Here is a 20,338-nt window from a genome sequence, read left to right as displayed (position 1 = left end):
GCGGCTATTCTAACCGCCTGGTGCGTGGATGCACGAAAACCAGCGAGCCGCTTTGCTGCGACCTTTTTACGCGGCGCACTGTCTTTTTAGGTTTGAGGGCTAAGGAGAGGTCATGCAGGTTCGTCTCAAGGACTGGCTGGGATTCTGGCTGTGTCTTTACAAGCGCTTCGTGGAAAACCGCGGCGCGGGCAACGCAGCGGCGTTGACCTATACCACGCTGTTCGCCGTGGTGCCGATGATGACCGTGACCTTCGCCATGCTCTCGGCGATTCCAGCGTTCCAGGGCGTCGGCGAGGATATCCAGGGCTTCATCTTCCACAATTTCGTACCGTCTACCGGTGAGACGGTGCAGGAATATCTGCGCGAGTTCACCACGCAGGCGCGGCAACTGACCTGGTTCGGCGTGGGCTTGCTGGCGGTTACCGCTTTTCTCATGCTGGTGACCATCGAGAAGACCTTCAACGTAATCTGGCGGGTGCGTCAGCCGCGCCGCGGCATGTCCAGCTTCCTGCTTTACTGGGCAATTCTCAGCCTCGGGCCTTTGCTGCTCGGCGCCGGGTTCGCGGTCAGCACCTATATCGCCTCTCTGTCGCTGATTTCCGGGCCGGACGCCGTGGTTGGCGCCAAGACGCTGTTGGCGTTCGCTCCGTTGTTTTCGAGTATCGCCGCCTTCACCTTGCTTTACGCGGCAGTCCCCAATACCCGCGTGCCGCTGCGTCACGCGCTGCTTGGTGGCCTGTTCACAGCCATTCTGTTCGAAGTCGCCAAGGCACTATTCGGCCTCTACGTACGATTGTTTCCCGGTTACCACCTGATCTATGGGGCGTTCGCCACGGTGCCGCTGTTTCTGGTGTGGATCTATCTGTCCTGGCTGATCGTGCTGCTGGGCGCCGAGTTGGTGTACGGCCTGTCTCAGCCCAGGGACTGGCGTCGAGAGCCCATTCCAAGAGGTTTGACCCTGCTGGTGGTGCTGCGTCTTTTGCTGAAACGCCAACAGAAGGGCGAGGCCCTGCATTACGGCGACATGCAACGTGCCGGCTGGCGCCTGCCGGAGGACGAGTGGAGCCAGGTGATGGATTTTCTCGAACGCGAGCACCTGGCGTGCAGAGCCAGTGGCGGTGGCTGGGTCTTGTGCCGGGATTTGCACACATTCCCCGTCTACAAGCTGCTTGAGTGCAGCCCCTGGCCGTTGCCGAGCCTGTCGCAACTCCCGGCGCAGCTCGATGAGCCCTGGTATCCGGCATTGCGTGAAGGATTAGAGCGCGTGCAGGCGCAGCGCGAGCAGCAGTTTGGCACTAGTCTCGCTGAGTGGCTGCCGGGAAAGGGCTGACGGAGTCTCTTAAGAAATGTCGAACGGGGCGACGAGGTCGCGATACCACGTGACAAAAAACGTCAGTAAACGGCCTTGCCCCGCTGTGCTGTGGCCCTGGCACCAGACTGGACGTCAATGAATGCAGTGCCGGGGGCTGGCACGCTTCTGGCAATCGCAACAGCAATGGCCATCGAACTGCCAGCAGGGCAGGGGCGCTAAGGACGCATGCAGTAATGACAGGCAAAGACAGGGTGATTCACCTTCATCGACGCGATCCGCAAGAGGCGCTGACGCGGCTCAACCGCATTACCGGGCTGCGTTTCGCCCGCTGGCCGGAATCGCTGCTCGAACACGCGGTCAGTGAAGACCCGCAGCCTGAGGCCGCCGATTCGAAAGCATTGCCCTCGCGCAGCCCGGAGGCTTCCTCCGCCTGAAAGCAAAACCCCGCGACGATGCGCGGGGTTTTGCTTTTTCGTGCTGTCTCAGGCCATGGCCTGGCGACTCGCGCTGCTGGCCAGCTCGACCGCCTGAACGAAAAATTCCTCGACGACCAGGCTTTGCGCCGGTACTGCCGAACGCAAGCGTACCTGCATCTCTTCGATCTTCTGCCGCACCGGCATGCGGGCGATGCCTGAGAGCAGGATCTTGCCGTGGGCGTTGACCTTGCCGTGGTCGACATTGACTTCGCGGCGTTTGTCGCCGTCGCGATAGCTCACCAGCAGCGTTACCGGCAGGTTGGCCAGCCCGGGCAATTGCAGCCAGGTGGCAATGTTGTATTCGGCCACGCGACCCTCATAGGGCGTGACCAGCAGGTGAGCGACGTCAACGATGCGCGAGGGCACGGAGCCAATCAGCTTGTCTTGCACGTGGGACATGGCGACATTCCAGACTGGGTGAGACTTGGGTGCCCGGGATTATAAGCAGCCACCTGTTGGCGAAACTGTGCACTCGGCAGGCGCGCCGCGTGACTGGGGTCGCAGTTTCGCGTATCAGGCCAGACGCAGCGGGTGGCGGGTGACAGCCGATGTCTGCAGGTTGCTCTCGGGAAGCTGCACGATCGCCTGGTTGTGAACGTTGGCCAGTTGCAACCACAGATGTTCGTCGACGCTGAACTGGCCATTGGGCAGCCACAGGCCGTGGTACCAGCCGTTACCCGGCGCCGGGGTGCTCTGCAGGACGCCGGGATGGGTTTGGGCATTGGGCGCGCGCCGCAGCCACACCGGCCGCGGCAACCCCTTCAGATAGCGCAGGCCGAGGTGCAGACCCTCGCTGCCCTGATGGCGCCAGCGCACCAATGCCAGGGTCGGCGTACCGCCGGTAAGTAGCAGAAGCAACTGGCCGACCTGCAGCGGTGTACCTTCATTGGCGTTGCACAGCAGGCGCGCGCCACCGGGGCTGGCATCGAGCAAATTTGCCTCGGTGCGCTGCGGCAGCTTGTCCAGCAGTTGCGCGTGAATAGCCGCCAGGCCGACCACCAGGCTGCATTGGCCTTCGAGCTCGGCGCGCTGGTGACGCCGTTGTTGGCGACCCAGCCAGTGCTGGCGTACCCGTTCGAGAAGCTGGCGCTCCTGAGCGCTTTGCAGAGGCGCCGGTTCGTGCAGCGCGATCAGCAGTGCGCCCAGTTCGAAACGGCGCAGGTTGGCCGCCTCGCCCTCCACCGGCTGTTCGAAGCCCAGGCAAGCCTTGGACTGGCTGAGGTCGACGAGCGGACCCTCGGCATCATCTTCCTCGTCCCAGCTTTGCAGCCTGGCCACCGACGCCAACGGTGCGAGTGCGTTGAACAGGGTCAGGCATTCGCCTTCGTCGAGGTGAAAGGGGTTGCTCAGGGCCAGTAGCAGCATCTGTTGGTACAGCCCGCGCAGGTCGCTGGCCGGCTTCGGCTCGAAGGCGGCGGCTACCGGCTCGTCCAGGCACTGCTGGTGCTCGCCGATCCAGTACAGCAGGTGGCTGTCGCGCCAGAGTGCCGCCGGTGGCTCCTGATAGAGCTGGTAGTGGCGCAGCAACTGCTGGGCGAGGAAATGCTGGGCCATGTACAGGCACCAGGCCAGGTGCGGCAGCGACGGCTGACGACCTTGCAGAATCTGTAGCAGCAGGCGCTTGAAACCGATCGCCAACTCGCCACACAGGCGTACGAACAGCGTGCTGGGTGGCTGCTGGCGATTGGCGAGGCCAACGTAATGGCGATATTCGTCACTGAAATTTTGCAGCGTACGCTGCCTTTCCAGTAAGGTCAGAGCGCTGCGATTGAGCGTGAACAGTAGCCCCAGCACCTGTTGCAGGCCATGTTCCGGCTCCAGGTGACGGGCCGCCGCGAGTCGCTGGACTACCTCCGCTGGCGATACGTCGTTGTCCTCGCGGATATCCGGTACTTCCAGGCGCAGTGCATTGAGCGTCATATCAACCCCGAGTGGACGAGGATCGAGTACATGGGCTTACGGCTCCGGATGGTCGGCAAGGCTGTTTTGGGAATCTGCGCCGGTCTGCTGCTGGCGGCTTGCGCCGAGGATTTCGGCCCTGATCAGCATGGACGAAAGGTAACGGCTGACAGCCTTGATGGCCAGTGGCTGGTTATCAATTATTGGGCCGAATGGTGCGCGCCATGCCGCACGGAAATCCCTGAGCTCAATGCGCTGGAAGATGAGCTGAAAAACCGGTCGGCACGGGTGATCGGCGTCAATTTCGATGCGTTGCAGGGCGATGACCTCAAGCGTGCGGCGGACAGCTTCGACATCCGTTTCACCGTGCTGGCGCAGGACCCGGCCGCACGTTTCGAACTGCCACGCAATGATGTACTGCCGGTGACCTACATCGTCGATGCCGATGGCAAGCTGCGTGAGCGCCTGGTGGGCGAGCAGACGGCAGCCGGCCTGCTGGCGCATTTGCAACAACTGCGCGGTGATTGAAAACGCCTGGGATGCGCCGTGCCCATGTCGGACATTGCGCTGCCTGCAGTGTGCACAGCGCACCCGACAGGCACCCACGGCGCTGACCAAACTCGCCATCAAATATCGGGCAGGTGGTGGGCACTGCCTTGGCAGCCTATTAGCCGGATGCAAGCCGGAATGAGCGCCGCGCTTCCCCGGATTGCATCCGGGCTAGGATTCAGGCCCGTCTCGAGCGAATGCGGTAGTCAGTGACGCGCGGCGCATAACGCGCACTGCACTACCCTGGGCTCAGGGCGCACCATCCGTGTTGCCCGCGAACCTGATAGCACAGCGCTTACCAGCCCGGCACCCCGCTCATGTCCGGCAATTGGTGGGCGATGCCCTTGTGGCAGTCGATACAGGTAGCTTCACCGTTGGCCAGCGCGCTGGAGTGCATCTGCCGGGCGCGCGGGCTCTGTTTGGTGAAGTCCATGTAATCGAAGTTGTGGCAGTTGCGGCATTCCAGTGAGTCGTTGGCCTTGAGCCGCGCCCATTCGTGCTCGGCCAGCTCGCGGCGGTGGGCGAGGAACTTGTCGCGGGTGTTGATGGTGCCGAAGATCTTGCCCCAGACCTCCTTGGAGGCTTGCATCTTGCGTGCGATCTTGTCCGTCCACTGGTGCGGCACGTGGCAGTCGGGGCAGGTGGCGCGCACGCCAGAGCGGTTGCTGTAGTGAATGGTGTCCTGCAACTCGACGTACACGTTGTCGCGCATTTCGTGGCAGGAAATGCAGAATTGCTCGGTGTTGGTCGCCTCCAGAGCGGTGTTGAAGCCGCCCCAGAAGATGATCCCGGCGATGAACCCGCCGAGGCTGAGAAAGCCCAGGCTGTAGTGCACGCTCGGGCGACGCAGGATGCCCCAGTACTCCTTGAGCAGGGCCAGTAATGACTTCATGGGGCCTCCTCAGGGTTTCGCCGCGCCGGCTGCTTCGTCTTCGAGCAGATGGTCGATGTTGCGGAAGCTATTGCCGACCAGAGGTTTCACCTCCTGCTGGGTGACATGGCACTGGGTGCAGAAGTAGCGTCGCGGCGACACGGCGGCGAGCGGCTGGCCGTCGCGGTCCATGTAATGGGTGATGCTGATCATCGGTGCCTGGCTGCGGGCGCTGCCGGCTCGGCTGTGGCAGGTCACGCACTTGTTGCTGTTGGCGTCCACCTGATAGCCGCGAATGCTGTGCGGGATGGTCGGTGGCTGTTCCGGGTAGTTGCGCTCGCGGCGGACGTCCTTGTTCTCCTCGTTGCCCAGCACTGGTGCTGGCAGGCTCTGAGTGAGGGTGCCGCCAGGGCGGCGGCCGTCCGGCGCCGGGGCGTCGAGGGGGTAATCGAGCTCGCCGGCAAAGGCCAGGCCAAAAGCGGCAAGCAGTAACAGAGGCAGAAAACGCAGGCTCATGACGGCTCTCCTCAGGCCAGGCTGACCAGTTCGATCTTCACCGCACACTTCTTGTAGTCGGTCTGCTTGGAGATCGGATCGGTGGCGTCCAGGGTGACCTTGTTGATCAGTTTGTTGGCATCGAAGAAGGGCACGAAGACCAGGCCGCGCGGTGGCTTGTTGCGCCCGCGGGTTTCGATGCGGGCGCGGATCTCGCCGCGCCGGCTGATCACCTTGACCTCGCTGCCGCGCCGCGCCTTGAGCGCCTTGGCATCGTCCGGGTGCATGTAGACCAGGGCATCGGGCACGGCGCCGTGCAACTCCTCGACGCGCTGGGTCATGCTGCCGGTATGCCAGTGTTCCAGCACGCGGCCGGTGCTGAGCCAGAACGGGAACTCATCGTCCGGTGCCTCGGCTGGCGGCTCGTAGGGCAGGGCGAAAATCAGCGCGCGTTTGTCCGGGTAACCGTAGAACTGCACGCCGCTGCCTTCTTCGACGTATGGGTCGAGGCCCTCGCGGTAGCGCCAGCGCGTCTCTTGGCCTTCGACCACCGGCCAGCGCAGGCCGCGTGCGGTGTGATAGCTGTCGAACGGCGCCAGGTCATGGGCATGACCGCGGCCGAACTGGGCGTATTCCTCGAACAGACCCTTCTGTAGATAAAAGCCAAAGGCCTCGGCCTCGTCGTTGGCGTAGCCGGCCTCGATCTGCTCACTGGGGAACTGGTCGACCTGGCCATTGGCGAACAGCACCTGATAGAGCGTCTTGCCCTTGTACTCCGGGGCCTTGGCCAGCAGTTCGGCGGGCCAGACCTCATCGGTGGTGAAACGCTTGGAAAACTCCACCAGTTGCCAGAGGTCGGACTTCGCCTCGCCCGGCGCCTTCACCAGTTGATGCCAGAACTGCGTGCGACGCTCGGCATTGCCGTAGGCGCCTTCCTTCTCCACCCACATGGCGCTGGGCAGAATCAGGTCGGCGGCCTGGGCCGAGACGGTGGGGTAGACGTCGGAGACGATGACGAAGGCCTGCGGGTTGCGCCAGCCGGGCAGGATCTCCTGCATCACGTTGGGGCCGGCCTGCATGTTGTTGCTGACCTGGGTCCAGTAGACCTTGAGCACGCCATCCTTGAGCTTGCGGCTCTGCTCCACGGCATGGAAACCGGGCTTTTCCTGGATGGTGCCGGCCGGTAGCTTCCAGATCTTTTCGGCGGTTTCACGGTGCTTGGGATTGGCCACCAGCATGTCGGCGGGCAGGCGGTGGGAGAAGGTGCCCACTTCGCGCGCGGTGCCGCAGGCCGAGGGCTGGCCGGTCAGCGAGAAGGGGCTGTTGCCCGGTTCGCTGATCTTGCCGGTGAGCAGATGGATGTTGTAGATCAGGTTGTTGGCCCAGACGCCACGAGTGTGCTGGTTGAAACCCATGGTCCAGAACGACATGACCTTGCGCTTGGGATCGGCGTACAGCTCGGCCAGGGCCTTGAGGCGTTCGGCCGCCACGCCGCTTTCCTTGGCGGTGCGCTCCAGCGTGTAGGGTTTGACGAAGGCGGCGAACTGCTCGAAGGACATGTCCTCCCAGGTGTTGGCCTTGGCTGCGTTCTTCGCCTGCATCTCCAGCGGATTGTCGGCGCGCAGGCCGTAGCCGATATCGTCGGCGCCACGCACGAACTTGGTGTGCTTGCCGATGAAGTCCTCGTTCACCGCGCCGCTTTCGATGATGTGGTTGGCGATGTAGTTGAGGATCAACAGATCGGTCTGCGGTTTGAACACCAGCGGGATGTCGGCCAGATCGAAGCTGCGGTGCTCGAAGGTGGAAAGCACGGCGACTTTGGTATTCGGATGGCTGAGGCGGCGATCGGTGACCCGGCTCCAGAGGATCGGGTGCATCTCGGCCATGTTCGAGCCCCACAGCACGAAGGCGTCGGCGGCTTCGATGTCGTCGTAGCAGCCCATGGGCTCGTCCATGCCGAAGGTGCGCATGAAGCCCATCACCGCCGAGGCCATGCAATGGCGCGCGTTGGGGTCGATGTTGTTGCTGCGAAAGCCGGCTTTCATCAGCTTGTTGGCCGCATAGCCTTCCCACACCGTCCACTGGCCGGAGCCGAACATGCCGACGGCCTCCGGACCATGCTCGCGCAGCGCTTGCTTGGTCTTCTCTTCCATGATGTCGAAGGCCTGCTCCCAGCTCACCGGCTGGAACTCGCCCTGCTTGTCGTACACACCATTCTTCATGCGTAGCAGCGGCTGATTCAGGCGGTCGACGCCGTACATGATCTTCGACAGGAAGTAACCCTTGACGCAGTTCAGGCCGCGGTTGACCTCGGCCTTGACGTCGCCGTGGGTGGCCACCACGCGGTTGTCGCGTGTGGCGACCATCACGCTGCAGCCGGTGCCGCAGAAGCGGCAGGGCGCCTTGTTCCAGTCCAGGCGGGTCATGTCCGCCTCGGTGATCAGGTTGCTGGCGGTACTGACGATGGGCAGGCCTGCAGCCGCTGCAGCGATTGCCGCGGCGTTGGCTTTGGCGAATTCACGGCGGGAAAGCTTCATTTTGAGTCTCCTTCTGGCTCGAGGAGTTCGTGGTAGACCAGAGCTGCATTGAGCACGCCCGGCAATGCGTTGATCTGTTCGATACGCGCGAGAATGTGGCGCTCATGCTCGGTCTCCAGTACCACCACCAGCTTGCCCTCGGGGCTTTCCTGGTGCAGTTCGAGACCATCGAGCTGGCGCAGATTGGCTTTCACCGCGGCGAGCAGCTCGGGCCTAACGTGGACCAGCAGGCTGGATATGTGCAGGGGGGCGGCCATGTTCCGTGGCTCCGTCGGGTAAAAGGGGATCAGGTCGGTGGGCCTGGTGGCCCGAATAGCATCTGCGTGAACCAGATGATGAATCCGTAGCCGCCGACCAGCGCCACGGACAGGAGGGGGAATAGGCAGACGACAAGAAAGACGAACAGGCGGGTTTCCTTGCCTTTCGTGGCGCTGCGTTCGGGCGTGGTGTCCATTCGCTCGGCTCCATTGCGTTCCGTATCTCAGGCTAGACCCTAGCATTGGTAAGGGCAAAGTCAGTTGAGCTGGATCAAGGTAGAGGCAGAACGATCGAGATAAGGGGGACGCGTTCGAAATTATCGATAGCGTGCTAATATTTGCTCTTCGTTCGTTCGCAGGCGCGCGATCGCTCCGATCGAATTCGCTTGTCGAAGCGTCGCTTGTCCGCAACATGCTCCGTGAGTCATCCAGTCTATGTCCGCTTCTCATCTCAGCCGTGGCAGTGCCGGTTATCGGCGCGCCACGCTGGCGCTGTTCTGTGCCGGTTTCGCCACCTTCGCCATGCTCTATTGCGTGCAGCCGTTGCTGCCTCTGCTGGCCGCACACTTTCGTGTCTCGGCCGCCAGCAGCAGCCTGGCGCTGTCGCTGACGACCTTGAGCCTGGCGCTGTGCCTGCTGGTATCCGGTGCGCTGGCGGAAAGCTGGGGCCGCAAGCCGGTGATGGCGGCAGCGCTGGGCCTGGCGGCGATGCTGGGAATTGCCAGTGCGCTGGTGGAGGAGTGGGGCAGCCTGTTGATTCTGCGTGCACTGCTGGGGCTGGCGCTGAGCGGTTTGCCGGCGCTGGCCATGGCCTATGTCGGCGAGGAGTTCGATCCCGAGGCGCTACCCGCCGCCATGGGCCTGTACATCGGCGGCACGGCACTGGGCGGCTTGCTCGGTCGCTTGTTGGCCGGCCTGCTCAGCGATATCGGTGGCTGGCCCTGGGCGCTGGGTGGGATAGCCGGGCTGGGCCTGCTGGCGATGGGGCTGTTTCTCTGGCTGCTGCCACCTTCACGTCATTTCACGGCCCAGCCGTTGTCTCTGCGCGGGTTGCTGCGCAACTTCGCCCTGCACCTGAGCAATCCGCGCCTGCGCGTTCTGTTCGCCCTGGCCTTCCTGTTGATGGGCGGCTTCGTCGCGTTGTTCAACTACGTGGGTTTCCGTCTGGCCGGCGAGCCGTTCAATCTGTCCGCCACGGTGATTGGCCTGCTGTTCACCGTCTACCTGTTGGGGATCTTCAGCGCCGGCTGGGCCGGGCGACTGGTGCCGCGTTTCGGCGCACGCCAGGTGCTGCACGGCGGCATCGGCCTCATGCTGCTGGGGGTGGCCCTCTGCGCGACGCCTTGGTTGAGCGCTGCGGTGGTTGGGCTGGCATTGTTCACCCTGGGCTTCTTCGCCGCTCATGCGGTGGCCAGTGGGCAGGTCGGCGCGCATGCGCAGGGCGCCAAGGCGCAGGCATCGGCACTCTATCTGTGTGCTTATTACCTGGGTTCCAGCCTGGTGGGGTACGTCGGCGGTTACGTCTGGGAGCATGCTGGATGGCTGGCATTGCTTGGCGTTCTGGCTTCGTTGTTCATCACTGCAGCTGCTCTGGTGCGGCGTATCTAGCCTGTTCGTCGCTCGTTCAGTGCAGGTTCAAGGAGAGTTCAGCGGTGATTCAGTAGTCTTCCCGCAGACTTGTTGTCGAGTTGATCAAAACCGCAACGAGAGGAACGATTCGATGAAAATCACCCTGAACCGTATCGCATTGGCTACCTGCCTGGCCCTGGGCACAACTGCTGCCCAGGCCAACGACAATTTCGTCGGCCTGACCTGGGGCCAGACCGACAACAATATTCAGAAGTCCAATGCGCTGAATGCCAACCTGGGCAATCCCAAGCTGGACAAGGTGATCAATGGCGAGGGGACCTGGGGCATCCGCGCCGGTCAGAAGACTGCCGATAGCCGCTACTACGCGACCTACGAAAACGTCTCCGACAGTCACAATGGCTACAAACTGCGCCAGCAGAATCTGCTCGGCAGCTATGACATGTTCGTTCCGCTGGGTGACAACAACACCAAGCTGTTCGGCGGTGTGACCGGTGGCCTGGTCAAGCTCGAGCAGGAGAGCCGTGGCTTCTCCCGCGACAGCGATATTGGATTTGCTGCAGGCCTGCAGGCCGGTATCCTTCAGGAACTGAACAGCAATACCTCGATCGAAGCCGGCTATCGTTATCTGCGTACCAATGCCAGCACTGAAATGGCCCCGCATGGGGCAGGCAAGGCCGGTTCGCTGGACCTGCATAGCAGTTCGCTGCTGTACCTCGGCGCCAACTTCGCCTTCTGACGATGGCTTAGCGTTACCAGGCCGGGCATCTGCCCGGCCTTCGTATAACTGAAAAAGGGGGACGTCCCATGAAATTGCTGGTGGTGGAGGATGAGGCGCTGCTGCGCCACCATCTGTTCACTCGCCTCAGTGAAAACGGGCATGTGGTGGATGCCGTGCGCACTGCCGAAGAGGCGCTTTATCGAGCTGAGTCCTTCAATCATGATCTGGCCCTGGTCGACCTCGGTTTGCCGGGCATGAGCGGCATCGATCTGATCCGCCAGTTGCGCAGCCAGGACAAGAGCTTTCCGATCCTGATACTAACCGCGCGTGGCAACTGGCAGGACAAGGTCGAGGGGCTTTCCTGCGGCGCTGACGATTACCTGGTCAAACCCTTCCAGTTCGAAGAACTGGAGGCGCGCCTCAATGCCCTGCTGCGGCGCTCTTCCGGGTTCACCAAATCGACCATCGAGGCCGGTTCCCTGGTGCTGGACCTCAATCGCAAACAGGCCTCGGTGGATGAGCAATCCCTGCAGCTGACTGCCTACGAGTACCGTATCCTCGAGTACCTCATGCTGCACCACCAGCAGGTGGTGGCCAAGGAGCGCCTGATGGAGCAGCTCTACCCGGGCGATGACGACCGCGACCCGAATGTCATAGAAGTTCTGGTCGGCCGTCTGCGGCGCAAGCTTGAGGCCGTGCTGGGTGGCAAATTGATAGAAACCGTGCGCGGCCAGGGCTACATGTTCAACGAGCGCTGCAAGTGAGGCGAGCGCGCCGCTTTGTACGCAAGTTGCGCATTCGCTTCGGCTCGTTGCGACTGCGCCTGATGCTGGCCAGCGCGGCGCTGGCGATGGTGTTCATGCTGCTGCTGATGCCCGTGCTGCAAGGCGTGTTTCTCATGGCCCTTGAGCAGACCGTGGAGAAACGCCTGGCCTCCGATGCTGCAGCGCTGATCTCTGCCGCACGCATTCATAACGGCCAACTGCATATGCCGGAGAAGATGCCGGATGAAGAGTTCGATAATCTCGACTCTCACCTGCTGGGCTTCATCTTCGACCGCGACGGCCAGTTGATCTGGCGCTCACGCTCCTCCATCGACGAACTGGTGCGTTACCTGCCGCGCTACGACGGTCTCGGCCACGAGTTCGTGAGGATTCGCGACGACAGCGGCCAGGAATACTTCGTATATGACATCGAAGTGGATCTGCTCGGTGGCGACCAGACCGCCCTGAGTATCGTCACCATGCAGCCGACGCGCGAATACCAGGGGCTGTTCAACGGCTTTGCCTGGCAGTTGCGGCTGTGGCTGGGCATCGCGCTGCTGGTGTTGCTGGGCCTGCTCTGGTTCGGCCTGACCTGGGGTTTTCGCAGCCTGCGCGGCTTGAGCGATGAACTCGATGGCGTGGAGGGCGGCACCCGTCAGCGCCTGAGTGACGAACATCCACGTGAACTGCTGCGCCTGACCAACTCCCTCAACCGCCTGCTCGACAGCGAGCGACGCCAGCGCGAGCGTTACCGCGATTCGCTGGAAGACCTGGCGCATAGCCTGAAAACACCGCTCAGCGTGCTCCAAGGCATCGGTGAGACCCTTGCCGTTCAGCCTGAGAATCGTGAGCAGGCGCAACTGATGCAGGCGCAGATCGAGCGCATGAGCCAGCAGGTCGGCTACCAGTTGCAGCGAGCCAGTCTGCGTCGCAGCGGCCTGGTGCGCCATCGCGAACAGGTCTGGCCACTGCTCGATAGTTTGTGCCGTTCGCTGGACAAGGTCTACCGCGACAAACGCGTGGAGGCGACGCTGGAAGTGCCTGAGCACAGCCAGATCACCATGGAGCGTGGCGCGCTGATGGAACTGCTAGGCAACCTGCTGGAGAACGCCTACCGGCTGTGCCTGCATCGCGTTCGAGTCAGGTTGCAGCCACTGGCCGGGGGCTGCCTGCTCACCATCGAAGATGACGGCCCTGGCGTGCCGCAGCATCAGCGTGAGCGGGTACTGCAGCGTGGCGAGCGGCTGGACGCGCAGAACCCCGGGCAGGGCATCGGCCTGGCGGTGGTGGAAGACATCATCGAGAGCTACGACGGCGAGTTGAGCCTGGAAGACTCCGAGCTGGGCGGCGCCTGTTTCCGGGTGCGTTTGTACGACTGAGTCGTGAACGACTCAGGCGGCCCATTGCGGGTTCCACACCACTTCCCAGACGTGGCCGTCCGGGTCCTGAAAGTAGCCGGCGTAACCACCCCAAAACGTTGCGTGGGCCGGCTTGATGATCGCCGCGCCCGCGGCCCTGGCCTGTGTCATGAGCGTATCGACTTCTTCCGCGCTGGCCACGTTGTGACCAAGCGTCATTTCGGTAGGGCTGCTGGGATGCACGGCCAGGCCAGTGTCATGCGCAATGCTGGCGCGCGGCCACAGCGCCAGACGCAGGCCCGCCTGCATGTCGATGAATACCACTGCGCCATGTTCGAATTGCTGGCCGACGATGCCCTCTGTCGCGAAGCCCAAACCATCACGATAGAAACGCAGTGACGCCTCAAGATCCTCTACCCCCAGGGTGATAACGCTTACACGAGCTTTCATTCGATCTCTCCTGCTACTGATTCGGTCTGGGTTCGCGTGGCTTAACCTCCCTGCGCCCGATAGGCCCCGGGCGTCAGCCCGGTCCATTTCTTGAACGCCCTGTGAAAGGCCGAGGGCTCGGAGAAACCGAGCTGTTCGGCGATGTCCTGAATCGCTAGTTCGTCGCGGCCCAGGTGATAAATGGCGAGATCGCGGCGCAGGTGGTCCTTGAGTTCCTGGAAGCTGGTGCCTTCTTCGCGCAGGTGGCGGCGTAGGGTTTGCGGGCTGCTATGCAGCTGCTGGGCGACCTGTTCAAGGTCCGGCCAGGTACGGCAGTCGCGGCCGAGCAGGCGACGAATCTGGCTGATCAGGCTGTCGCCGCCGTCGGGGCGGGCCAGCAGGTCGGCCGGGGAATGCTGGAGAAACTGTTTGAGGGTGCGCTCGTCCTGCAGCAAGGGCATCGTCAGGTAGCGGGCATGGAACAACAGGCTGGTTTGCGCGGCAGCGAAGCGCCGGTTGCAGGGGAATAGCAGTTCGTACTCGGCGGCGTGCCCAGGTTCGGGGTAGGCGAAGGTGGTCTCTTCCAGACGAATGCGCTGGCCGATCAGCCAGCTGCCGAGGCGATGCCAGATCACCAGCAGGCTTTCCACCAGGAAATGATCAGGGTCCCACAACGTACTGTCGTCGACGCTCAGCCGAGCCCAGTCGCCCTCGCGTTGCAGGTGGATGCTCGGCGCGTCGGGAAACAATCCGTAGAACATCGCGCCCCGGCTCAGGGCCTTTTCCAGGCTGCGGCAGTGGATGATGGCGTGGCCCATCATGGCGAACGTGCCGCGCTTGCTCGGCTGGCGACCGAAGCCCAGGTACTCGTCGTCCAGCGCCTCCCACAGCAGTTGCATCAGCCGGGCAAACTGCTCGGGGGCGATGCGTGCGCGCGGCTCGACCAGCACCGCAGGCTGAATGCCGGCCTGGCGCAGAATCGCCTCGCAGGCCAGGCTGCGGCGGTCGGCACCGCGCAGGGCGGCGCGGACGAAATGGCTGGCGATGGTACGTTCGCGCATGCTCGAGTCTCGATAGCGAGGATGGTCGATGGTAGGCAGTTGCGCTCGGCTTGGGCAAGCCAGCCGAGCGATTGGGTCAACCGAGGCTGAGCGCATGGGTCATTGAGGGTGCGCGAGGCGGCCCTTAACCTCAAGGGCATAACAACAGCGGAGGATCCGCCCATGCAGCGCAGCCATTTCGACACCGAGCACAACCTGTTCCGCGATGCCTTCGGGGCCTTTCTCGACAAGGAAGTGGTGCCCCATCAGGAGGCCTGGGAAGAGGCCGGCGTGGTTGATCGCAGTGTCTGGCGCAAGGCCGGCGAGATGGGTTTTCTGCTGCCCTGGGCGGACGAGGAATACGGCGGCGCGGGGCTCAAGGATTTTCGTTACGAGCAGATCATGTGCGAGGAGCTGGCGCGCATCAACGAGCCCGGCTTCATGCTGCCGCTGCACTCGGCGCTGTGCGGTCCTTACATCGCCGAGTATGGCAATGCCGAACAAAAGGCGCGTTTGCTGCCGGGCATCATCAGCGGCGAGATGATTCTCGCGGTGGCGATGACCGAACCCTCGGCTGGCTCCGATCTGGCCGGCATGCGCACCACGGCGGTGGACAAGGGCGACCACTGGCTGCTCAACGGCTCCAAGGTGTTCATCTCCAATGGCTACCTGGCCGATGTGGTGATCGTTGCGGCCAAGACCGATCCGGCCAACAAGCACGCCATGGGCCTGTTCCTAGTGGAACGCGGCATGCCGGGTTTCGAGCGCGGCAAGAAGTTGAAGAAACTCGGCATGCACAGCCAGGACACCGCCGAACTGTTCTTCAACGACGTCAAGGTGCCGAAGGAGAACCTGCTCGGCGATGCCAAGGGCGGTTTCTTCTACCTGATGAACATGCTTGCCCAGGAGCGCTTGACCAACGCCTGCGGCGCGGTAGCCGGGGCCGAGGCAGCATTGCAGACCACCATCGATTACGTCAGGGAGCGCCAGGCCTTCGGCCGCCCGGTGGCGCACTTTCAGAATACCCGCTTCAAGCTGGCGGAAATGCGCACGCAGATCGACGTGGCGCAGGTCTTCACCGACCGCTGCGTGATGGATCACAACCAGAAGAAGCTCAGCCCCGAGGTGGCCGCCGAGGCCAAGCTGTTCACCACCGAACTGCTCGGCAAGGTGGTCGACGAGGGCGTGCAGCTGCATGGCGGCTGGGGCTACATGTGGGAATACCCGATCTGCAAGATGTACGCGAACGCGCGCATTCAGCGCATCTTTGCGGGTACTTCGGAAATCATGAAGGAAATCATCAGCCGTGGGATGAAGCTGTAGTTCCGCGCCATGACGGCCCATGGAGGTCTATCGTCATAGCGCGCTCACCGTGATGAGCCATAACAACAAGAAGGCGATCACTCATGACCCTGCAACTGCCTCTCGAACGCTTCAACCACTGGCTGGACCGCCAGCCTGACGCCATCTGGCTGCGTCAACCGGTCAACGGCGTGTGGCACGACTACAGCTGGCGCCAGGTCGACACACAGGCGCGGCGCCTGGCCAGTGCGTTGCTGGCGCTGGGCTGCGTGCCGGGCGAGCGCGTCGCCCTGTTGGCGAAGAATTGCGCCGAATGGTTCATCAGCGACCTGGCCATCCAGCATGCCGGGTTGATCAGCGTGCCCTTGTATCCGCTGCAGGCTCCGGAGCAGATCGCCTACGTACTGGAGCATGCCGGCTGCAAGGTGATTCTGGTCGGTAAACTGGATGAGCCAGACAAGCTGGCCAGCGGTATCGCACCGCATATCACCCGCATCGCCATGCCCTATCCGACCATGCCCGCCGAGCATCGATGGGAGGCCTTGCTGGCCGCGCATGAGCCGCTGCCGGGCACACGTGTTCAACGGGGTGATGATCTGCTGTCGATCCTCTATACCTCGGGTACGACGGGGCACCCCAAGGGTGTGATGCTCACGGCCTACGCCATGGCGTTCTCGTCGGCCAACGCCACGGCGGAAATGAACATGACGCCGCAGGATCAGTTTTTCTCCTACCTGCCGCTGTCGCATGCTGCCGAGCGCTTTTTGGTGGAGTTCAACAGCCTTTATTGCGGTGCACCGGTGGCCTTCGTCGAATCCCTGGAAACTTTCGCCAGCGACCTGCGCCAGGTACGGCCCACGGTGTTTTTCTCGGTGCCGCGATTGTGGACGCGCTTTCAGCAGGGTGTGCTGGAGAAACTGCCGGCGCACAAGCTCGAGCGCCTGCTGCGCATTCCGCTGCTCGGGCGGCTGGTGGCGCACAAGGTGCGCGCTGGCTTGGGGCTGGATCGCGCGCGGATTCTGGTATCGGGCGCGGCGGCGATTTCCACCGGTTTGCTGGAATGGTATCGGCGGTTGGGCATGACCATTTGCGAGGGCTACGGCATGACCGAGCACTTCGCCTACGGCTGTTTCAATCGCCCCGGTCAGGTGCGCTTCGGTACCGTTGGCAGGCCAATGCCGCATCTCGAGGTGCGCATCGACGACAGCGGCGAGATCCTGCTGCGCAGCGAGACGCTGATGCAGGGTTATTACCGCGAGCCGGAGAAAACTCGCGAGACGCTCAAGGACGGCTGGCTGCACACGGGTGATCGCGGCCAGTTGGATGAGGCTGGCTACCTGCGCATTACCGGGCGGGTGAAGGATATCTTCAAGACCAGCAAGGGCAAGTACGTGGCGCCGGCACCCATCGAAGGTGAGATCGCCAAGAGTCATTGGGTCGAGCAGGTGTGCCTGATGGGCAGCAATCTCGACCAACCCCTGGCGCTGATCGAACTGTCGCCCGGCGCTCGCCAACAATCACGCGAGGCGCTCGAGCAGTCGCTGACCGAACATTTGCAGGCAGTGAATCGGGGGCTGGAGCCGCACCAGCGCATCAGTCATTTCTATCTGGTCAGCGAGCCCTGGACAGTGGATAACGGCAGCATGACGCCCACCATGAAGATTCGCCGCAATGTACTGGAGGTGCGCTATGCCGAGGTCATCGCCGCCATGCCCGCTGATGCTGTGATCATCTGGGAATCTTGACCCTTCACCGGCATGCAAGCCGTTAAGCGCCAACCCGGATTGCATCCGGGTTACTTCGAACAAGCCAATCTGGAGTCACCATGTCCGGTCCCTTGTCTTCGCTGAAGATTCTCGACTTTTCCACGCTGCTGCCGGGGCCGTTCGCGTCGCTGCTGTTGGCCGACATGGGCGCCGAGGTGCTGCGGGTGGAGTCGCCCACGCGCATGGACCTGGTACGCGTGCTGCCGCCTCATGATGGCGGAACGTCCACCAGCCACGCCTATCTCAACCGCAACAAGCGCAGCATCGCCCTGGACCTCAAGCGGCCGGAGGCCGTGGAGGTGATCAAGCAACTGGTGAGCGAGTACGACATCGTCCTCGAGCAGTTCCGCCCCGGCGTGATGGACAAGCTGGGCGTTGGCTACGAGGCGCTCAAGGCGATCAACCCGCGGCTGATCTACGTGTCGATCACCGGTTATGGCCAGAACGGCCCTTATCGCGACCGGGCCGGGCATGACATCAACTACCTGGCGCTGGCCGGTATCGCCAGCTACACCGGGCGCCAGGACAGCGGCCCGTTGCCGCTTGGCGTGCAATTGGCGGATCTGGCAGGCGGCTCGCTGCATGGGGTGATCGGCCTGCTCGCAGCCGTGGTGCAGCGCCAGGTCAGCGGTGTGGGGCAGCAGGTCGACGTGAGCATGACCGACTGCGCCTTCAGCCTGCATGGCATGGCCGGCGCCGGTTATCTTGGTGCGGGGGTCGAGCCCGGCATGGAAAACCAGGCGCTCAATGGTGGCAGCTTCTACGACTATTACCGCACGCGCGACGGCCGCTGGTTCTCCGTCGGGAGCCTGGAGCCGCAGTTCATGCAGCAGTTCTGCGCCGCCATCGGCCGGCCCGAGCTGGCGGCGCGTGGCTTGTCGCAGAAACCCGAGGACCAGCGCGCGCTCAAGCGTGAGATCGAGATCGAGTTCGAGAAGCGCGATTTCGCCGAATGGGGCCGTGTGTTTGCAGAGCTGGACGCATGCGTCGAGCCCATGCTGCCGCTGTCCGAGGCGGTGCAGCACTCGCAGATCAGGGCGCGCGAACTGGTCGTCGAGGTGCCGCGCGAAGGCTTGCCGGCGCAGGCGCAACTGGCCTGTCCCTTGAAGTTCTCCGACGGCGTGCCAGCGCCCCGGCATGTCGGCGCGGCGCTCGGCGCGCATACCGAAGAGGTACTGGCGGAGTTGGGTTATGACGCCGAGCGGATTGCCGCGCTGCGCGAGTCGCGCGTGTTCGGTTGAAGCGAGCCATGGCGCCCGCTTAGGATGGGCGCCTTTACCGCACCGGGGCGTCAGCCATGAAAGGAATCACAGGGGTGGCGTCGAGCGCCGTGAGCTGGATTTTTGCGTTGGGCGTGGCAATCGCGCCAGCACAGGCCGCTGAGGACCCAGACGATCCCTGCCAGCAAGGTAGCGCCATGGCCGCGTTCATGTGCCAGGGACCGGTGTGGAAGGCGGCCGAGCAGGAGCTGCAGGGCACTTACGATCGCGTGATGGCCTCGCTCAAACAGTATGAGCCGGCCCTCGCCACGGAGCTGCGCGATGCCCAGCGCCTGTGGATCAAGCTCCGCGAACAGGATTGCAGCCTGTACGCCCGCAACCGGGTGCAAGGCTCGCCCTGGACCGGCTTCTGGGAGGCGGAATGCCACGCTGAGCAGGCGCGAGCGCGCACCGAGTGGCTGAAAACCTTCGAAGGCTAGTGTCGCTATCGCTGCGCTGGCGCCCGATCATTCCTGGCGCTGTTCGCCGGTGAAATTTAGCGTCGCCTTGCAGCGCCTGCAGTAATAGCGCCGCCCCTTGGCCACCAGCGCGTGACGCTGAGCGGAGAAGGGAAATTCACCATCGACGCAGCTGCAGCGGTAGATGAAACGGGCCACCTTGCGCCGTTCGACTTCGTAGCTGTGGCAGCGATGCGGCGGCAGTTCGTAAACGCCGCGCATGATCAATTGCCATTCCTCGCCGTGGGGTTGAATGCGCGGGCCGAACAGTTGGTGGGCGATCATGTGGGCGACTTCGTGGGGCACCGTCTGGCGCAGGAAGTCTTCGTGGTTGTCGCGGTACAGCTGCAGGTTGAAGCGCAGCTTGTTTTCCGTCAAATGAGCGACACCGGCCTTCTGCCCGCGCAATTTGAAGCTGATTTCGGGGCGGGCGAAGGGCTGCTTGAAGAAGGCTTCGGCCTGCTGGTAGCAGGCTTCGACGCGAGCGTGAATCTGTTCGGGCATGACGGGCGCAGGTACGGGCTGAGCGCGGATTATGCCGCAAGCAGCCCGCCTGCGCAGGTATCACTCGTCTCCTGGCGGCTGCATGCGCTCCTGCTGCGTGCCGCGGCTCTGATCCTGATCCACCGTCCGCTGGTACTCCGGCTCGAGGGTGTAGGACCAGAACAGAATCATGCTGACGAGGATGGTGACCACCACCAGTAGGCCGACGCCAATCATCGAACTGGCATAGAGAAAACCCTGATGGTTATCGATACGCATGAAGCGCGGCAGGCCGACATAGATCAGGTAGGAGGTATGCGCGCAGGCCGCCAGCAGAGCCAGTATCGCCAACCAGCGGGTGGGGTAGAGCGCGGCGATGCCGGCGAGGAAGAACGGGGTGCAGGCGTAGGCGATGAAACCAATGCACTGGTTGAAAGTGGGCCGGGCTTCGAAGGTGCGCGACATGTAACGCAGGAAGTAGCCCATGATGAAGATGCCGATAAGCGTCGTGACATAGAGCAGCACGCTCAACTGCACTGCGCTTATCGCCTCCAGGCGGATGCGCTCATCTTCGACCAGACTCCAGCCTACCCAATGCGTGCCGATGAATAGACAAACCGCCGGCAACAGGGCGAACAACAACAGGTAGGGCAGGTAGTTGGCACTGTTGCGTTCTTCGTCCTGACGAATCGCCGTCCAGGCGCGGTCCGGGCGGGTGAGAAGGGTATAGAGATTTGCGTACATGGTATGTCCATCCGCTGGCTGCCTTTATATC

22 protein-coding genes are annotated in these 20,338 nt (G+C 63.0%); 11 read left to right on the top strand and 11 right to left on the bottom strand.

From position 1 onward, the window contains the following. The first annotated feature begins 112 nt into the window (after nucleotides 1-112). Both P3C50_RS19995 and P3C50_RS19990 read left to right on the top strand, forming a co-directional pair. Nucleotides 113-1,330 carry a YihY family inner membrane protein gene (locus tag P3C50_RS19995; protein ID WP_275547292.1) on the top strand — a complete coding sequence of 406 codons (1,218 nt, stop codon included), beginning with the start codon at nucleotides 113-115 and terminating at the stop codon, nucleotides 1,328-1,330. A 215-nt stretch (nucleotides 1,331-1,545) separates the two neighbouring features. Then, complete coding sequence (locus P3C50_RS19990) at nucleotides 1,546-1,746, top strand: hypothetical protein (RefSeq protein WP_197857892.1); 201 nt, start codon at nucleotides 1,546-1,548, stop codon at nucleotides 1,744-1,746. Nucleotides 1,747-1,794: 48 nt separating this feature from the next. On the opposite strand, the gene P3C50_RS19985 is transcribed toward P3C50_RS19990, so the two are convergent. After that, nucleotides 1,795-2,187: a hypothetical protein gene (locus P3C50_RS19985; protein ID WP_197857893.1), complete on the bottom strand. Its 393-nt coding sequence runs from the start codon at nucleotides 2,185-2,187 to the stop codon at nucleotides 1,795-1,797. Between the two features lie 114 nt (nucleotides 2,188-2,301). After that, nucleotides 2,302-3,708, bottom strand: coding sequence for a PilZ domain-containing protein (locus tag P3C50_RS19980; RefSeq protein WP_197857894.1), 1,407 nt, complete (start codon nucleotides 3,706-3,708; stop codon nucleotides 2,302-2,304). Nucleotides 3,709-3,756: 48 nt separating this feature from the next. On the opposite strand from P3C50_RS19980, the gene P3C50_RS19975 reads away from it, so the two are divergent. After that, nucleotides 3,757-4,215, top strand: coding sequence for a TlpA disulfide reductase family protein (locus P3C50_RS19975; RefSeq protein WP_197857969.1), 459 nt, complete (start codon nucleotides 3,757-3,759; stop codon nucleotides 4,213-4,215). Between the two features lie 316 nt (nucleotides 4,216-4,531). Here P3C50_RS19975 and P3C50_RS19970 read toward each other — a convergent pair whose 3' ends face one another. Genes P3C50_RS19970 through napE form a run of 5 tightly spaced genes read right to left on the bottom strand, consistent with a single transcriptional unit; the run spans nucleotide 4,532 to nucleotide 8,593 of the window. Next, nucleotides 4,532-5,128 (bottom strand): cytochrome c3 family protein, encoded by a 597-nt coding sequence (locus P3C50_RS19970; RefSeq protein ID WP_197857895.1) that lies wholly within the window; start codon nucleotides 5,126-5,128, stop codon nucleotides 4,532-4,534. Between the two features lie 9 nt (nucleotides 5,129-5,137). Beyond that, nucleotides 5,138-5,623, bottom strand: a complete 486-nt coding sequence (locus P3C50_RS19965) for a nitrate reductase cytochrome c-type subunit (protein WP_275547291.1) — start codon at nucleotides 5,621-5,623, stop codon at nucleotides 5,138-5,140. A gap of 11 nt (nucleotides 5,624-5,634) precedes the next feature. After that, on the bottom strand, nucleotides 5,635-8,139 hold the full coding sequence (gene napA / locus P3C50_RS19960) for a nitrate reductase catalytic subunit NapA (protein ID WP_275547290.1): 2,505 nt from the start codon (nucleotides 8,137-8,139) through the stop codon (nucleotides 5,635-5,637). Then, nucleotides 8,136-8,396 carry a chaperone NapD gene (locus P3C50_RS19955; protein WP_197857898.1) on the bottom strand — a complete coding sequence of 87 codons (261 nt, stop codon included), beginning with the start codon at nucleotides 8,394-8,396 and terminating at the stop codon, nucleotides 8,136-8,138. Before P3C50_RS19955 ends, napA begins: the two co-directional genes overlap by 4 nt. Nucleotides 8,397-8,425: 29 nt before the next feature. Continuing rightward, nucleotides 8,426-8,593: a periplasmic nitrate reductase, NapE protein gene (gene napE, locus P3C50_RS19950; RefSeq protein ID WP_197857899.1), complete on the bottom strand. Its 168-nt coding sequence runs from the start codon at nucleotides 8,591-8,593 to the stop codon at nucleotides 8,426-8,428. A gap of 238 nt (nucleotides 8,594-8,831) precedes the next feature. Here napE and P3C50_RS19945 point away from each other — a divergent pair, with 238 nt between their 5' ends. The 4 genes from P3C50_RS19945 (at nucleotide 8,832) to P3C50_RS19930 (ending at nucleotide 12,847) form a co-directional block, all read left to right on the top strand. Beyond that, nucleotides 8,832-10,004 carry an MFS transporter gene (locus tag P3C50_RS19945; protein ID WP_275547289.1) on the top strand — a complete coding sequence of 391 codons (1,173 nt, stop codon included), beginning with the start codon at nucleotides 8,832-8,834 and terminating at the stop codon, nucleotides 10,002-10,004. Nucleotides 10,005-10,116: 112 nt separating this feature from the next. Beyond that, nucleotides 10,117-10,722, top strand: coding sequence for an outer membrane beta-barrel protein (locus P3C50_RS19940; RefSeq protein ID WP_197857901.1), 606 nt, complete (start codon nucleotides 10,117-10,119; stop codon nucleotides 10,720-10,722). 68 nt (nucleotides 10,723-10,790) lie between these two features. Further along, nucleotides 10,791-11,468, top strand: a complete 678-nt coding sequence (locus P3C50_RS19935) for a response regulator transcription factor (protein WP_197857902.1) — start codon at nucleotides 10,791-10,793, stop codon at nucleotides 11,466-11,468. Beyond that, nucleotides 11,465-12,847, top strand: a complete 1,383-nt coding sequence (locus tag P3C50_RS19930) for an ATP-binding protein (RefSeq protein ID WP_275547288.1) — start codon at nucleotides 11,465-11,467, stop codon at nucleotides 12,845-12,847. The genes P3C50_RS19935 and P3C50_RS19930 overlap by 4 nt, the downstream gene beginning before the upstream one ends. A 12-nt stretch (nucleotides 12,848-12,859) precedes the next feature. Here the strand turns inward: P3C50_RS19930 and P3C50_RS19925 are convergent, their stop codons facing one another. Beyond that, entirely contained in the window at nucleotides 12,860-13,276 is a 417-nt protein-coding gene (locus P3C50_RS19925) for a VOC family protein (protein ID WP_275547287.1), read from the bottom strand. A 41-nt stretch (nucleotides 13,277-13,317) separates the two neighbouring features. Beyond that, nucleotides 13,318-14,316, bottom strand: coding sequence for an AraC family transcriptional regulator (locus P3C50_RS19920; protein ID WP_275547286.1), 999 nt, complete (start codon nucleotides 14,314-14,316; stop codon nucleotides 13,318-13,320). A 162-nt stretch (nucleotides 14,317-14,478) separates the two neighbouring features. Between P3C50_RS19920 and P3C50_RS19915 the strand changes: the two genes are divergently transcribed. The 4 genes from P3C50_RS19915 (at nucleotide 14,479) to P3C50_RS19900 (ending at nucleotide 19,062) form a co-directional block, all read left to right on the top strand. Further along, on the top strand, nucleotides 14,479-15,618 hold the full coding sequence (locus P3C50_RS19915; protein ID WP_275547285.1) for an acyl-CoA dehydrogenase family protein: 1,140 nt from the start codon (nucleotides 14,479-14,481) through the stop codon (nucleotides 15,616-15,618). 83 nt (nucleotides 15,619-15,701) lie between these two features. Further along, nucleotides 15,702-17,342 (top strand): AMP-binding protein, encoded by a 1,641-nt coding sequence (locus P3C50_RS19910; RefSeq protein WP_275547284.1) that lies wholly within the window; start codon nucleotides 15,702-15,704, stop codon nucleotides 17,340-17,342. A gap of 80 nt (nucleotides 17,343-17,422) precedes the next feature. Beyond that, on the top strand, nucleotides 17,423-18,604 hold the full coding sequence (locus tag P3C50_RS19905) for a CaiB/BaiF CoA transferase family protein (RefSeq protein ID WP_275547283.1): 1,182 nt from the start codon (nucleotides 17,423-17,425) through the stop codon (nucleotides 18,602-18,604). Between the two features lie 176 nt (nucleotides 18,605-18,780). Continuing rightward, the gene (locus tag P3C50_RS19900) at nucleotides 18,781-19,062 is read left to right on the top strand and encodes a lysozyme inhibitor LprI family protein (protein WP_275547282.1); all 282 of its coding nucleotides are present in this window, start codon (nucleotides 18,781-18,783) and stop codon (nucleotides 19,060-19,062) included. A 27-nt stretch (nucleotides 19,063-19,089) separates the two neighbouring features. Here the strand turns inward: P3C50_RS19900 and P3C50_RS19895 are convergent, their stop codons facing one another. Then, complete coding sequence (locus P3C50_RS19895; protein WP_275547281.1) at nucleotides 19,090-19,584, bottom strand: SprT family zinc-dependent metalloprotease; 495 nt, start codon at nucleotides 19,582-19,584, stop codon at nucleotides 19,090-19,092. Nucleotides 19,585-19,644: 60 nt separating this feature from the next. Further along, nucleotides 19,645-20,307: a Yip1 family protein gene (locus tag P3C50_RS19890; RefSeq protein ID WP_275547280.1), complete on the bottom strand. Its 663-nt coding sequence runs from the start codon at nucleotides 20,305-20,307 to the stop codon at nucleotides 19,645-19,647. Nucleotides 20,308-20,338 lie beyond the last annotated feature (31 nt).

It is taken from the genome of Pseudomonas sp. Marseille-Q0931 (assembly GCF_940789645.1).
Lineage (GTDB): Bacteria > Pseudomonadota > Gammaproteobacteria > Pseudomonadales > Pseudomonadaceae > Aquipseudomonas.
This window is presented reverse-complemented; position numbering and strand designations above follow the sequence as displayed.